This window comes from Aeromonas sp. BIGb0445 (genome assembly GCF_024809075.1).
GTDB classification, from domain to species: domain Bacteria; phylum Pseudomonadota; class Gammaproteobacteria; order Enterobacterales; family Aeromonadaceae; genus Aeromonas; species Aeromonas rivuli.
The window spans coordinates 578,369-592,607 of the sequence record NZ_JANUES010000001.1; the positions used below are offsets into that span (position 1 = coordinate 578,369).

Below are 14,239 nucleotides of genomic sequence, written 5' to 3' on the forward strand. Positions count from 1 at the left end.
GACTGCGCAACAGCTCTCATCTTGCCCCTGTCACCGAACCGCACAACCTGCTGGCTCAGGCTGGCGCCGCACCCGCAGGGCCGAGCTGCGTTAGTCGAGGTGCTCATACACATAGAGATGCAGCCGATCGATGATGAGACGCTCTCCCCCTTTGCGATCCCGCCTCGGCTGGCGCAGCTTGGGAGGATAGTGACCTAGCGGCTTGATGAGGGGAGAGTCGTCGGCGCAGAGCAGCAGTGGCAGGCTCGCCTTGATCTGTTGCTTCCTCGGTTCGCGATCGCGCCACAGCAGGTTGACCATGGGGTGAGTCTTGACCGGGCGACGGATCCGCAGCTCGGCCTCGGCGGGCAGGCGACGGATGTCGTATACCTCCTGATCCACCATCTGCTGCCACTGCGACGGGTTCGACAGCATGGGCACATAGTGACGGCTGCGCTCGAGCATGGTGATCACCTGCTCCCGGCCGAGGCGGCGGATGGTCTGCTTGTCTGCCCAGGTGAAGCCGAAGGAGTGGAGCTCCCCGGTCAACAGGGTGAGCTGGCGATAGATCTGCAAGGTGATGACCCCGGGCAGGGCATCGTGGACCAGCTCGAACTTCTCATCCCGTCCCCCCGCTTGCTGCACCAGCGTCTTGAAGCCTTGCTTGCAATGATTGATCTTCTCCACCAGGGGGCTGAGCTGGGCCGCGCAACGGGCGGGTAATCGCAGCCAGCCGGGCAGGCGTTGAGTGGACTTGGTCGAGCAGCCGGGGCGGGCGCCATGATGTTGATAGGCGGCAATCGCCGCCTCGCGGGCGGCCTCACCACACAGCTGCCCCACCGCTATCTGGCTGATGGGGTCATGCTCCTTGCCTTGCAGCACAGGGGGCAGGGGGTAGACCTGAGCCTCCAGCAGGGGCAGCTGCTCCAACTGTGCGGCCAGTTCAGCCAACAGTGATTCCAGCTCACTCATCTGCTGACGCAGTGCGGCCTTGGGGGTAAAGGTCTCCATGGTTCATCTCTCGGTGACGTGGGGAGTGGGGCAAGCCGCCATGTGCTCGCCACAAGATAACTGTATAAATAAACAGTTATCTTGTGTCAACTGTTACCGAGCAGGGGCGCCATGCCCTGCTGGCGAGGCGCCTGGGCTTTGAGCTTGAAGGCGTGCAGCAGCAACCGGGTCTGGATCCCCATTACCCGGTTCAACCCGGTTCAACCCGGCTCGGTGGCGAGGACGCGAGGTGCCTGGGCCTTCAGGAAGGGGAGCAGCAACAGGGCTGAGACCCCGGCGGCCACCGAGATCACCACGAAGAAGCCGTTCCAGTGCCAGATCTCCATCACCCTGGCCAGGGGGTAGCCCGCCAGTGCCGCCCCCATGTAAGCAAATAGGCCGACGAAGCCGGTGGCGGCCCCGGCGCAATCCTTGTGGGAGCACTCCGCTGCCGCCATGCCGATCAGCATCTGGGGGCCGAACACGAAGAAGCCGATGGTGAAGAAGCAGGCCGCCTGCATCACGTAGCTGAAGAAGGGCATCAGCCACAGGGATCCCACCGCCAGCAGTATCCCCACCGCGAAGATGAGGTTCATCGGCCCCCGGTTGCCGTTGAACAGCTTGTCCGAGCCCCAGCCCGCCACCAGGGCGCCGATAAAGCCCCCCACCTCGAACATGGAGATGGCCGAGTTGGCGCTCATCAGGTTGAAGCCGCGCTGCTCGGTCATGTAGAGATTGCCCCAGTCGTTGATGGCGGTGCGCACCACGTAGACCAGCACGTAGCAGCAGGCCAGCAGCCAGATATAGGGGTTGCCGAGCACGTACTTGCGCAGGATCTGGCGATGGGAGAGCCCCGCATCCTGGGTCTGCTGAGCGATCTCCAGGGCGTCCTGGCGCCACTGCCCGACCGTGGGCAGCCCCATGGCACTGGGGGTGTCCCGCAGCCGCCAGCACAAAAACAGCCCGGCCAGGATGGCGATGAGGCCCGGCACTATCATGCCGTAGCGCCAGCCATGCTGCAGGGCTATGGTGCTGACGATGAGCGGGATCAGCGCCCCGCCCACGTTGTGGGCCGTGTTCCAGGCCGACCACCAGACGCCGCGCTCGCTGCGGGAATACCAGCTGGTCAGCAGCTTGGAACAGGGGGGCCAGCCCCAGCCCTGAAAGAAGGCGTTGGCGACCCAGAGCGCCGCAAACAGCCACAGCGACGAGGAGAGGCCGAACAAGATATTGATGACCCCGGTCGCCATCAGCCCCAGCCCCATGAAGTAGCGGGGATTGGCGCGGTCGCTGATGATGCCGGAGAAGAATTTGGAACAGCCGTAGGTGAGGTAGAACAGGGTCCACAGCATGCCGATGTCGGCCTTGCCGAGGATGCCGCTCGCCAGCATGTCCGGCATGGCGAAGTTGAAGCTCTTGCGGGTGAAGTAGAAGACCGCATAGCCCAGATACATGGTCAGCAAGATGTGGAGGCGCCAGTGACGATAACAGGCGTCTATTTCTGCCTGATCACGGATGAGCGGCTGGGGCGGCGTGCTTTTCATAAAGTTCAGCATAAGGCGACCCTCGCAGGGGGGCGGGAAAGGTTATTCATGGTGATCTTCCCGTTTGCGGCAGGGCAGGCTCAGGGTCAGTTGAGTGCCGCGAATGCAGGAGAGTTGCAGGCTGCCCCCCAGCGCCTGTACTCGCTCGCGGATGCCGAGCAGGCCGTAGCCCTGGGGGGCTTGCTCGGGCAGGCCGCAGCCGTCATCTTCCAGCAGCAGTTGCAAGCGCTCACCCTGCTGGTGGGCCCGGATGCGCACCGAGCTGGCGTTGGCGTGTTTCACCACGTTGTTGAGTCCCTCCTGGCAGACCCGAAACAGGGTGACTCGCTGGGCATCGGAGAGACGCTCGTCGGTCAGCTGCCACTCAAGGCGGGTGACGATGCCATGGCGATCCAGCTCCAGTTCCCGCAGCAACCCGCGCACCGCCTGCTCCAGGCTCATGTCGTCGAGCTGACGAGGGCGAAGGCGGCCGAGCAGGCCGCGCACCGCATCATAGATGCCGAGCGACAGGGTATCGATGAGGGCGCTGCTCTGGCCGACCCCTGGATTGTCCGGCGCGAGTCGCTGCGCGATGCCCGCCTGGGTGCGGATGGCGGTGATGGTCTGGCCTATGTCGTCGTGCAGCTCACGGGCCACCTCCTTGCGGATGCTCTCCTCTGTCTCCAGCAGCCGCTCGGTGAGCTGGCGGTTGTGGGCGAGCTGGCGGGTCAGCGCCTGGTTGAGCTCGCGCTGGCGCTGGATGCCGGCCCCCAGCAGCAGGCCGGTCAGGCTCTGGGCCAGCAGGGAGAGCAGCAGGTCCAGGGGGTGTTCGTGCCAGGCCTGGCCCGCCATCAGGGCCACCGTGTTCATCAGGGTGGCGAGCAGGGCCCCCTGCCAGCCGTAGCGCCAGGCCATGGCCATGATGGGAATGGCGAGGCAAAACGGCGTGAAGCGCACCAGGGAATCGGGCAGGCCGAGCTGCAACCCCAGGCTCAGCACGAACAGCAGCAGATACCAGACCAGATGACGAAAGCGCCAGTCCACCGGTTGATCCACCAATGCGGGCCCCAGCGGCACCCAGGTGGCGCGGGTCAGATAGTGCCAGATCAGCATGCAGGTTGAAGTGAGGGTCAGGCCGCCGGTCAGGGTGAGCAGCAGGGCAGTGAGCCCATCCTCCCCGGCCAGATGCCAGAGCAGGGATTGCAGCAGTGCCGCCACGGTGACGGTGGCGAGCAGCACCAGCAGCTGCTGCCAGTCGTTGCGTACCCGCTGGCGGCGGGCGATGAGCAGCGGCAGCAGGGTGAGCAGGCTGCCGACCTGAATGAGTGGCCAGGCTGGCAGGCCTATCTCGCTGTCGAGCCAGTAGAGCAGCAGGGATTCACTGAGCAGCAGCGGCGGCCAGTAGGGGAGGGGGCTTTGCAGCAGCAAGCCCAGTCGCAACCCGAACGGGAACAGCAGCACCGCCAGCACTGGGCCACCCGCCAGATGCAGGCCGATGCTCCACAGGCAGAACCAGCCGGCGGCGAAAATGAAGCTGGCCGCCAGGGAGATGGCGACATAGCTGGTAAACCGGGAGATCACCAGCTGTCCAGCATGCGGTGGGCCAGCTCCACGTTGTTGCTGACCTTGAGCTTGTCCATCAGGTTGGCGCGGTGCACGTGCACCGTCTTGGGGGAGAGGCCGAGTTGTTCGGCGATGGCTTTCACTTCCAGCCCGCGGGCCAGCAGCTGCGCCACTTCCCGCTCCCGGTTGGTGAGAGGGTCCTGGTTGTTGCTGGCGAGCTTGTGGGCGATGTCCGGGGTGAGGTAGCAGCCGCCGTGGGCGGCGGTGCGCACCGCGGCGATCAGCTCCTCCGGGCTGCAACGCTTGGAGAGAAAACCCTTGGCACCGGCCTGCAGCGCCTGCTCGATCAGCGCCGGGCTGTCGTGCACCGACAGCATCACCACGGCGAGGCCGGCGGGCAGTTGCCTGAGCAGATCCAGCCCGGATTGATCCGGCATGGAGATGTCGCACACGCACAGCTGTACACCACTGCCCGGCAAGCCGGCGAGGGCGTCGGCGGCGCTGCCAAACTCGGCCAGGACCCGCAGATCGGGTTCCAGATTGAGCAGTTGGGCAAAGCCGGAGCGGACTATCTGGTGATCGTCGATGAGGGCAATCTTGATCATGGGGCCCGCCTCCTGGTGGGGGTTGTGATGGCGAATGGCTACCAAAGACGTGGCCTACCCGGCAGGGATAATAGCCAAGGCGCCCCCGAAAGGGGCGCCTTGGCATCTGGATCACGGCGATGAGCAGGCATGTCTGGTCAGGGGGCATTAAACACTAGCGGCGCCCGGTGACCAAGTGCTCAGTGAGGAGCTGCCTGATTGTATGCTGCTCAGACGGATTGGGCAGCCAGGGTGGCGGCTTTCAATTCGCGTTTGATGCGGCGTATCTTGCGCTCCTCTGCCACGGCGACGCAGGCCATCAGCACCAGACAGGCGGCGGCGGCCATGTCCAGCGCCGCGAAGGTGCCGCTCCAGCCGGTCAGGCCGAAGATGGGGGTGCCGTCGGCTATCATGCCCAGACCCAGCTTGGCGAAGCTGTCACCGATGAGATAGGCGAAGGTGCCCTTGACCCCATCGGCCACGCTGATCCCCTGTTTCGGCACGAAGCCCACGGCGGCCACGCCGATCAGCAGTTGCGGACCGAACACCAGGAAGCCCAGCAGGAACAGGGAGCCCAGGAACATGAACTGGGTGGTGGCGTGCTGGTAGAGCCCCAGGGTGGCGATGATGAGCGCCAGTGCCACGCAGGCCACCAGACCACGGCGACCGTTCGCCAGATCCGAGAGGTAGCCCCACATCAGGGTGCCGACCAGAGCGCCCACTTCGAAGAAGGTGAAGCCCTGGATGGCGACTTCCTTGGAGAAGCCCAGCTCCTGATGGGCATAGACGGTGGACCACTGGTCGATGCCGATGCGCACCACGTAGAGGAAGATGTTGGCAAAGCAGAGCAGCCAGATCACCTTGTTCATCAGCACGTACTTCACGAAGATCTGCCCCTTGGTCAGCTTCTGCTCTTCAGTGGCGATGTCCTCTTCGCTGGCGACTTCGTCAAACAGCTCTTCCACCTTGCCCAGACCATAGGCCTCCGGCGAGTCGCTGCCAAAACGCAGGCCGACGAAGCCGACGATGAGGGCGATGATGGAGGGGAAGATAAACATGCCGAGCACGTTGCCATCGAACAGGTAGTTGGCACCGAACAGCGCCACACCGGCCGCACCGGCGCCGCCCACGTTGTGGGAGAGGTTCCACATGCCCAGATAGGTGCCGCGCTTGTTGCGGGGGGTCCACTTGGTGATGGTGGAGTAGCTGCAAGAGCCACCACAGCTCTGGAAGAAGCCGCTCAGGGCATAGAAGAAGATCATGAAGTAGAGGCTGAACCCCGTGCCCCCCATGCTGGCGCTGAAGCCCAGCATGCAGAGGGCGGAGAGGATCAGCATCAGCGGCAGGAACTGCTTGGTGTTCTTGCCGTCGGCATAGTAGGAGACGACCGTCTTGCCCACCCCGTAGGTGATGGAGAAGCCAAGGCCTATCATGCCAAGCTCGGTCATGGAGAGACCGTACTCCTGGATCATGTCGTTCTGGGCAATGTTGAAGTTCTTGCGGATCAGATACATGGTCAGATAGCCAATGAATACAACCAGATAAGATTGCATGAATGGCTTGAACCAGAGCTTGCGCCGGGCTTCGACCGGCAGGTCCAGGGTGGGGATCCGGACCTGTTGGAGAAATTTCAACATCTTCGTTCATCCTCTGCGAGATAGACGGTATTTCCGCTGCGCCTCCCATTGGTTGATGGGTTGTTAGAGGTCACGCCACGGAAAGGGCAACAGCAAGCGGGTCGCGCTGTGCACCTCGCTCCCCTGTCGATCGAACCCATGCCCAAACCTGCGCCTTGGCGAGCGTCGGGGAATTGCATCAGGTGAGCCGACTGTAATGAGGCGCGGCGCAAATGGCGTGAGAGCCATCCCTAGGGGAGTTAGGAAAATGTCCTAGTTTGACGGTCAGTGGGCGGGAATCGTGAGGTGAGTCACATGGGGGCGTTGGGGGTCATGCTGGGATCTTGTCCCTATGAGTCTTGGCCATGGCGAATAAATGGAGTGAGAATATGAGGAGGGTGACCATGTAATGAAATTGTTCATTTGTTATTTTTGGAAACATCCCGTTATCACCCAAGGATCATTTCATCGAGATGAGGGAAATAGGCAAACTGTTCGCCATGACGAGCATTGCATAAGCTCAAATATAAAGTGAATAGTTAACCCGACGTTTAAAAGAACAATCTGCTGTTTGTATTGAAGTTGACTTTTGTTTTTTAATTTTTACTTATTAATCATTGCCTTGGTGTATTTTATTGCCGAGTTTATTCTATTACTTTTACTAATGCGTTGTATCAAAATTCGTCAATTGAGACATGGGTGGACAACTCCTAAGCTTGCGGCAACTAATTAAGAGGAGCCGCACCATGGCCAACATGACTTATACCCAAGCCGGTTATCAGCAGTCCAGCGAACTGAATCTGATGGTTCGTGCCAAACAAACCTTCCTGACCTGGTTGGAGCGTAGCCGCAGTCGTCGCCAGCTCTCCGAGCTGCCTGCCTACCTGCTCAAAGATATCGGCCTGAACGAATCTGATCGTTATCAGGAAACCACCAAGCCGTTCTGGCGTGGTTGATTGACCGGGCACGGATGCCTCGTTTTTCTTTGTGCAGGCCAGACGTGCCAGCAACAGTTTCTCTCTGCCATGGTTTCCCGCTCCCCCTATAGTGTCATCTTCCTTCTTTGCGTCATCTGCTCAGCATGAGCCCTCATTGTCACCGCTGCATCCTTTCCTGCCCCCCTTGCATTGTTATGCTAATGGTTGAATTTGTTTAAAAAATTGTTTTTAAGCCAGAGTGCTACCGTATAATCGGCGCCATCGACAGTGACAAGATGGTGAAACGGATGATCCCTCAACATGATTTCCTGGCGCTGACCCGCCGTCACGAATGGCAGCTCGATCCCTTCTCATTTTCCCTGCCCGATGGCGCGCAGGTGCAGGTGTGGGACACAGGGGTGCTCTGCATCGAACCGGCCAGCCAGCTGCGCGCCGAGCCCCTCAAGGAGATAGTGCTCTCCTGCGGCATCCATGGTAACGAGACGGCCCCCATCGAGATCTGCAACCAGCTGCTTGGCAAGCTGCTCAGTGGCGAGTTGAGCGCCCGCCATCGGGTGCTGTTCCTGTTTGGCAACCCGGCGGCCATGAACCTGGGGGTGCGCGAGCTGGAAGAGAACATGAACCGGCTGTTTAGCGGCGCCCACAGCAAGGGGGAGGGGCTGTGCAACAGAGAGCGGATCCGCGCCATGCGCCTCGAGCAATATGTGTCCCGCTTCTACTCAACGCCCGGGGCCGAGCGCCTGCATTATGACTTGCACACCGCCATTCGCGGCTCCCGTCACGAGAAGTTTGCCGTTTATCCTTTCCCCCATGATCGCCCCTACAGCCAGGAGCAGATCCGCTTCCTCGGTGCCTGCGGGGTGCGCACCATACTGCTCTCCAACGGTCCGACCACCACCTTCAGCTATTACAGCGTCCGTCAGCACCATGCCTACGGCTTCACGGTGGAGCTCGGCAAGGTGCGCCCCTTTGGCGAAAATGACATGACCCGCTTCATCGAGGCCAGACAGGCACTGCAGGAGCTGGTGTGCGAGGCGAGCGTGGCGCTGGAGCCCTGGCGGCCCGAGGATTTCAACATCTTTGCCATCGATCGGGTGATCAACAAGCGCAGTGCCGATTTTCGCTTCCTGTTTGCCAGCGATGTCGACAATTTCACCGAATTTCCCCAAGGATTTGTCTTGGCGGAAGATGGCGAGTTGCGCCATCTGGTGGAGAAAGAGCGGGAAGCCGTGGTATTTCCCAATGCCAATGTGGCCATCGGCCAGCGAACCATGCTGCTGGTGGTGCCAACCCGGCTGTGGGATGCCTGATCCCCTGACAACGAGTCCCCTTGACGGGACGGGCCTGGCGGTCAGATGATGGAAAAAGGAGCCTGGATTGGCTCCTTTTTTGTTGCCTGCGCGTCAGACCGATTGGCTGCTTATTGAGCTAAATAAAGAGGATATCACTGGGGTTATTTGCTTTTGCCGCATTGCGCTTTGCTTAACAACTTGTTTACATTTTAAGGGTCGCCGCTGGTGGTGACGCAATCACGGCAAGGAGCCAGTTATGACCCATGTCGACATCCCCTTCCTTCGTTACCTCGATGAGGAGGGGCGCCCGGTCGCCACACTTCCGACCTGGCTGGACAAGGAGCTGCTGCACACTTTCTACCGCAACATGGTGATGGTGCGCAGCTATGACAAGAAAGCAATCGCCCTGCAACGCACCGGCAAGCTGGGGACCTTCCCCTCCCATCTGGGGGCCGAGGCGGTCGGCATTGGCGTCGGTCTCGCCATGCAGGCCCAGGATGTCTATGTGCCTTACTACCGCGACATGCCCACCCTGTTCGTGCGTGGCGTGCCCATGGAGAAGAATCTTCAGTATTGGGGCGGTGATGAGCGGGGTAGCGTCTTCAACAAGCCAGATGGCACGCCCTCTGAGGACTTGCCCATCTGCGTGCCCATCGCCACGCAAGTGACCCATGCCTGCGGCGTCGCGGCGGCGTTCAAGCTGCGCAACCAGCCCAGGGTCGCCGTGGTCACCATAGGGGATGGTGGCACCTCCAAGGGGGATTTCCTGGAGGGGCTCAACTGTGCCGGTGTCTGGCACCTGCCGATGGTGATGGTGATCAACAACAACCAGTGGGCGATTTCGGTACCACGCAAGCTGCAATCCAGTGCGCCGACTCTGGCCCAGAAGGGCCTTGGTGCCGGGGTACCCAGCATCCAGGTCGATGGCAATGATGTGCTCGCCGTCTACGATGCCACCCTGAGCGCGGTGGAGCGGGCCCGCGCCGGTAAGGGACCCACCCTGATCGAGGCCATCAGCTACCGGCTCGGCGACCATACCACCGCCGATGATGCGACCCGCTACCGCGATGCCGCCGAGGTTGAAGCCGCCTGGGCCAAGGAGCCGGTCAAGCGGCTGCGCCAGTTCATGGCCGAGCGAGGCTGGTGGGACGAAGCGCAGGAGCAGGCTCTGCTGGCCGATGCCGCAAAGGCAGTGGATCTCGCTGTTGCCGCCTATGAGTCACTGACGGCGCAACCGCCGGAGTCCCTCATCGATTACCAGTTTGCCGAGCTGCCCCGGGATTATCTCGGTCAGCGTCAGCGCATCATCGACAAGGCCATGGCCGGGCAGGGAGGGCGACACCATGAGTGACATGACACTGCTCGAGGCGATCAATCTGGCGCTGCATCACGAGATGGAACACGACCCCGACGTGGTGGTGCTGGGTGAGGATGTGGGGGTCAATGGCGGGGTGTTTCGCGCCACCGTCGGCCTGCGCGACAAGTTCGGCTTCAAGCGGGTGATAGACACCCCGCTGGCGGAGGGGCTGATCGCCGGGGTGGCGGTCGGCATGGCCACCCAGGGACTCAAGCCGGTGGCCGAATTCCAGTTCCAGGGCTTCATCTTCCCCGGCATGGAGCAGATCATCTGCCAGGCGGCGCGGATGCGTAACCGCACCCGGGGCCGGCTCAGTTGCCCCATCGTTTATCGCTCTCCTTATGGCGCCGGTATCCACTCCCCTGAGCACCATAGTGAGAGCGTGGAGGCGCTGTTTGCCCATATTCCCGGCTTGCGGGTGGTGATCCCATCCAGTCCCAGGCGGGCCTATGGCTTGCTGCTATCGGCCATCCGCAGCCCGGATCCCGTGATGTTTTTCGAGCCGGATCGCATCTATCGCGCCATGAAATCCGATGTGGTGGATGACGGCATCGGCTTGCCGCTGGATGTCTGTTTTACCCTGCGCAGCGGCCATGATCTGACCATTGTGGCCTGGGGAGCCTGTATCTTGGAGGTGATGCGTGCCAGCCAGGCGCTGAGCGATGAGGGCATCCAGTGCGAGGTGCTGGATCTCGCCACCATCAAGCCCCTCGACATGGCTAGCATACTCGCCTCGGTACGCAAGACAGGCCGCCTGCTGGTGGTACATGAAGCGTGTGGCAGCTTCGGGGTGGGGGCCGAGATAGTGGCCAGGGTGACGGAAGAGGCGTTTACCAGCCTCAAGGCCCCCCCAAAGCGGCTCACCGGTGTCGATGCCGCCGTGCCTTATTACCGCAATGAGGAGCACTACCTCATCACCGAGCAGGATATCGCCCTGGCGGCACACCAGCTGATGGAGAACAAGTGGCTATGAACTACTTCACATTGTGGCGAACTGGCCGTCGAGCAAAAAAGAGCCATGAGATTTTTCAACCTTTGGTGATGTCCCCGCGGATGGAGAACGGATCATGAAATATTTCAAGTTGCCGGATTTGGGCGAGGGACTGGCCGAGGCGGAGATCGTGGAGTGGAAGGTTGCTGCCGGCGATGCGGTCAAGGTCGATCAGGTGCTGCTCTCGGTCGAGACGGCCAAGGCGCTGGTGGATGTGCCCTCGCCAGTCAATGGGGTCATCGCTCGGCTCTGTGGTCAGGAGGGAGACATATTGCACATAGGCGCCCCCCTGGTGGAGTTTGAGGGCGGAGAAGATGATGGCACCGTCGTGGGCAAGGTGAGCAGCAGCCAGCAACATATAGAGGATCACTTCGTGGCCGGTGTGCTGGCTGCTGGCGGTCGTCTGGTGCAGGCCATGCCGGCGGTACGTCAACTCGCCCAGCAGCTGGGCATCGACATCAATAATCTCAAGGGTAGTGGCGTTGGCGGCCTGGTGCTGGAGCTGGATGTCCAGCAGGCGTTCGAGGCGCAGCAAGGCAGCGGCAACGAGTTCCTCAAGGGGGCTCGCCGGGCCATGGCCAAGGCAATGGAACACTCGCATCGCACCGTGGTACCGGTCAGCATCACCGATGAGGTCGATCTGCGAGCCTGGCGGGCCGAGGAAGATGTGACGGTGCGTCTCATCAAGGCGATCGGCGTCGCTTGTCGGGCCGAGCCATCGATGAACGCCTGGTTCGATGGCGAGACCTTGTCGCGGCGATTGTTTACGGAGGTCAATGTGGCCATCGCCGTGGACTCACGCCATGGGCTCTATGTGCCTGTGATGGAGAATGTGGCAGAGCGGGAGCCTGGCGACATTCGCCAGGGGCTGGATCGTATGATAGCCGACGTCAAGGCACGGGCTGTGCCGCGGGAGATGCTCCAGGGGGCGACCATCACCCTCACCAACTTCGGCGCCATCGCCGGTCGCTACGCCAGCCCGATAGTGACACCCCCCCAGGTGGCCATCATAGGGGCGGGGACACTGTTCGATAAGGTGGTCTTCGTGCAAGGGGAGGCCAGGCCGGTCAGGGCCCTGCCATTGTCGATGACCTTTGACCACAGAGCCTGCACCGGCGGCGAGGCGGCGCGCTTCCTCAAGGCGCTGGTCAAGGCGTTGGAGGCCCCTGCCTGCTAGGCCTTGTGCCCTGCCATTGGCAGGGCACAAATATGTTTGCGTAATGAACAAAGCTACGTATAATCAGTCGAGCTTGAAAAAGGCAATATTTATGTTACTGAATACGATGTTTCACATCCCCTTCTAGTGTCCATAAGTCATTCCCTCTTTTCGAAGCTTTATCCGCCTTTCAAGGCACGAGTAATTTTTGAATACAGGTTTAATAGATATGTCTAACATGATCACCGGTACCGTTAAATTCTTCAACGAAACCAAAGGCTTCGGCTTCATCCAGCAAGAAAATGGCCCGGATGTGTTCGTACACTTCAGCGCCATTCAAGGCAACGGTTTCCGTACCCTGGCTGAAGGTCAGCGCGTACAGTTCACCGTGACCCAAGGTCAGAAAGGCCCGCAGGCTGAGAACGTAACCGCTCTGTAATTGTTACAGAATTTAAGAAAGCCGTGGTGCCTCTGGTACCACGGCTTTTTGTCTATCTGGGCTTTGCCAAGCTGATCTCAGCGGCAGGGATGGCGGCGATTTCCTTCGTGATATGACCACTCCTGCTCTGGATATGGCCTTGTGTGGCTGCGCCTGACATCACGGTGTCATGGCGGGTTGAGCGTGCTCGTCTGAGTGTGTTAGAAATAAGGTATCAACAGGAACAGGACTGCTCGGCAGGTTCATCGATGAAGAGAAGGATCTGGTTCGCCGCTTGCCTGGCGGTTGTTGTGGCGCTCACCTTGCCAGCATCAGCCACTCAAGCGTCTCCGGCAGCCGGGACACAGCCTGATCTGGTTGCCGCCGAGCAGGCCCGCCTCACCTGCCTGCAATTTTTGCAGGTTCGACTCGGGGGCGAGGCCGCACCCATCAGTATTGAGACCCGCCCCGTGCCCCACAGGGACCAGCAGTGGCTGGTGGACGGCAATGTAAAAGGACCCGAAGGTCCTTTGCTGTTTGCGTGTCACCTGCAACAAGGCGCACGCTGGGAACTGTTGAACTTTTCGCTCTGGGCGGCGCCTATGCCACCGGCCTGAGGGCCACGAGCAGGTGTTGCAGGTGTTCAACCATTGTCATGCCAAAGGGGGTCAGATAGCCTCCATCCTCGGCGCTGATCAGACCCTGCTGATGCAGGCGTCCTGCCGCCTGGCAGAGCGTATCACTCATATCACTGCGTAACTTGATCCCCACACTCAAATTCGCCGGATCAAAGCAGGCCAGTACTTTCAGTTCATGGATAAAGTCTTCAGAAATCTGGTCGATCCCAATCATGGACAGGCTCCTTACGCTAATGATGTATGCAAATTAGCACTCCCCGAGGGAGTTTAGTGGGCGCTGGGTCAAAGTATTGGCGATTATGGTGGGTGGACAGGCAGTATGGCGATTTTTCAGGCAGGCGGTGCGATGAGCATTGCCGCTCACCGTGATAGGATAGGGCTTCATCGGCCCAGTCCCTCGTATTCCCTTCTCCAAGGCAACCCGCATGACCCGCATCACATTGATTTCTCTGCTTCACCGTCTCTCTCCCCAGTTTCCCATCTATCCGGTGGCGCAGCTCTTGTCCCCGTTGAGCGAGCATGAGGGGGAGGTCTGGTTACCTCCTCTGAGCAGTCCGGATGTGGCGGCCTTGCGTGCCAAGGTGGCCCCGCAAGCACTGCGTGAGCTTGCCTCCCTCTCCGCTGGCTGGTGCGATTTTGCCGTGAGCGACAGCGGTGATACCCCCGAGCTGGACGCCTTGGCCAACTATGACGAAGAGATGCTGGATAACCTGCGCCTTTACTGGGGCAGTGCGGCCAAGATCAATCACCCGATCACCGATAACCTGTTTGAACTGCGCAGGGGAGTGGTGGATGAGGCTCATGGCAGCAAGTTGGCCCAGGCTTGGGAACGCCAGCAGGAGCTGCGATTTGCGCAGCTGATGACGGCGGCCAAGGGGCAGGATCTGCTCTGTTTCGTCGAGGTTGAATCGGCCTATTGGCTGCGTCAGCGTCTGAGTGAGCAGGCCGGGATAGTGCTGCATATCCCCGCACTGTAGAGATGATGAAACCGTTTAGTTGGCGGGGTCACCCTGTTTGAGCCGCCCTGGTTGACCGGGTGGCATCTTTAACTGGCGCGAACCAGCCGTGTCCTGACGGCGCGGGGCGTCCATTCACTGGACAAGGCTGCGGCAAGATGTGAACATGTCGCCCTTTATTGCGCGAGCCAGCCCGGTTCGGGTCATCATCGACTCGGCAGCCCAGGCCCATCGCGAT

14 protein-coding genes are annotated in these 14,239 nt (G+C 60.8%); 8 read left to right on the top strand and 6 right to left on the bottom strand.

Features of this window, described 5'->3' with window-relative positions; all coding sequences use genetic code 11:
* Positions 1 to 90 precede the first annotated feature (90 nt).
* The 5 genes from M2367_RS02660 to uhpT form a co-directional block, all read right to left on the bottom strand.
* A complete protein-coding gene (locus M2367_RS02660; protein WP_224430844.1) occupies positions 91 to 990 on the bottom strand; it encodes a DNA replication terminus site-binding protein in 900 nt (299 codons plus the stop codon).
* 200 nt (positions 991 to 1,190) lie between these two features.
* On the bottom strand, positions 1,191 to 2,525 hold the full coding sequence (locus tag M2367_RS02665) for an MFS transporter (protein WP_259235688.1): 1,335 nt from the start codon (positions 2,523 to 2,525) through the stop codon (positions 1,191 to 1,193).
* Positions 2,526 to 2,555: 30 nt separating this feature from the next.
* On the bottom strand, positions 2,556 to 4,073 hold the full coding sequence (gene uhpB, locus M2367_RS02670) for a signal transduction histidine-protein kinase/phosphatase UhpB (RefSeq protein WP_259235689.1): 1,518 nt from the start codon (positions 4,071 to 4,073) through the stop codon (positions 2,556 to 2,558).
* The gene (gene uhpA, locus M2367_RS02675; RefSeq protein ID WP_259235690.1) at positions 4,070 to 4,660 is read right to left on the bottom strand and encodes a transcriptional regulator UhpA; all 591 of its coding nucleotides are present in this window, start codon (positions 4,658 to 4,660) and stop codon (positions 4,070 to 4,072) included. Before uhpA ends, uhpB begins: the two co-directional genes overlap by 4 nt.
* A gap of 209 nt (positions 4,661 to 4,869) precedes the next feature.
* Positions 4,870 to 6,276 (bottom strand): hexose-6-phosphate:phosphate antiporter, encoded by a 1,407-nt coding sequence (uhpT, locus tag M2367_RS02680; protein ID WP_259235691.1) that lies wholly within the window; start codon positions 6,274 to 6,276, stop codon positions 4,870 to 4,872.
* 725 nt (positions 6,277 to 7,001) lie between these two features.
* On the opposite strand from uhpT, the gene M2367_RS02685 reads away from it, so the two are divergent.
* From M2367_RS02685 to M2367_RS02715, 7 genes are all read left to right on the top strand, one after another.
* Positions 7,002 to 7,211, top strand: a complete 210-nt coding sequence (locus tag M2367_RS02685; RefSeq protein WP_042039552.1) for a DUF1127 domain-containing protein — start codon at positions 7,002 to 7,004, stop codon at positions 7,209 to 7,211.
* Between the two features lie 269 nt (positions 7,212 to 7,480).
* On the top strand, positions 7,481 to 8,503 hold the full coding sequence (gene astE / locus M2367_RS02690) for a succinylglutamate desuccinylase (protein ID WP_259235692.1): 1,023 nt from the start codon (positions 7,481 to 7,483) through the stop codon (positions 8,501 to 8,503).
* 238 nt (positions 8,504 to 8,741) lie between these two features.
* Positions 8,742 to 9,836, top strand: a complete 1,095-nt coding sequence (gene pdhA / locus M2367_RS02695) for a pyruvate dehydrogenase (acetyl-transferring) E1 component subunit alpha (RefSeq protein ID WP_042043301.1) — start codon at positions 8,742 to 8,744, stop codon at positions 9,834 to 9,836.
* Entirely contained in the window at positions 9,829 to 10,815 is a 987-nt protein-coding gene (locus tag M2367_RS02700; RefSeq protein ID WP_042043302.1) for an alpha-ketoacid dehydrogenase subunit beta, read from the top strand. Before pdhA ends, M2367_RS02700 begins: the two co-directional genes overlap by 8 nt.
* Positions 10,816 to 10,909: 94 nt before the next feature.
* Positions 10,910 to 12,010 (top strand): dihydrolipoamide acetyltransferase family protein, encoded by a 1,101-nt coding sequence (locus M2367_RS02705; protein WP_259235693.1) that lies wholly within the window; start codon positions 10,910 to 10,912, stop codon positions 12,008 to 12,010.
* A 208-nt stretch (positions 12,011 to 12,218) separates the two neighbouring features.
* The gene (locus tag M2367_RS02710) at positions 12,219 to 12,428 is read left to right on the top strand and encodes a cold-shock protein (protein WP_042043304.1); all 210 of its coding nucleotides are present in this window, start codon (positions 12,219 to 12,221) and stop codon (positions 12,426 to 12,428) included.
* Between the two features lie 248 nt (positions 12,429 to 12,676).
* Positions 12,677 to 13,024, top strand: a complete 348-nt coding sequence (locus M2367_RS02715; protein WP_259235694.1) for a hypothetical protein — start codon at positions 12,677 to 12,679, stop codon at positions 13,022 to 13,024.
* On the opposite strand, the gene M2367_RS02720 is transcribed toward M2367_RS02715, so the two are convergent.
* A complete protein-coding gene (locus tag M2367_RS02720) occupies positions 13,008 to 13,259 on the bottom strand; it encodes a TIGR02647 family protein (RefSeq protein WP_042043305.1) in 252 nt (83 codons plus the stop codon). The two genes, M2367_RS02715 and M2367_RS02720, sit on opposite strands and share 17 nt — an antisense overlap.
* Positions 13,260 to 13,470: 211 nt before the next feature.
* Here M2367_RS02720 and M2367_RS02725 point away from each other — a divergent pair, with 211 nt between their 5' ends.
* Positions 13,471 to 14,022, top strand: a complete 552-nt coding sequence (locus M2367_RS02725) for a hypothetical protein (protein ID WP_259235695.1) — start codon at positions 13,471 to 13,473, stop codon at positions 14,020 to 14,022.
* Positions 14,023 to 14,239: the final 217 nt, after the last annotated feature.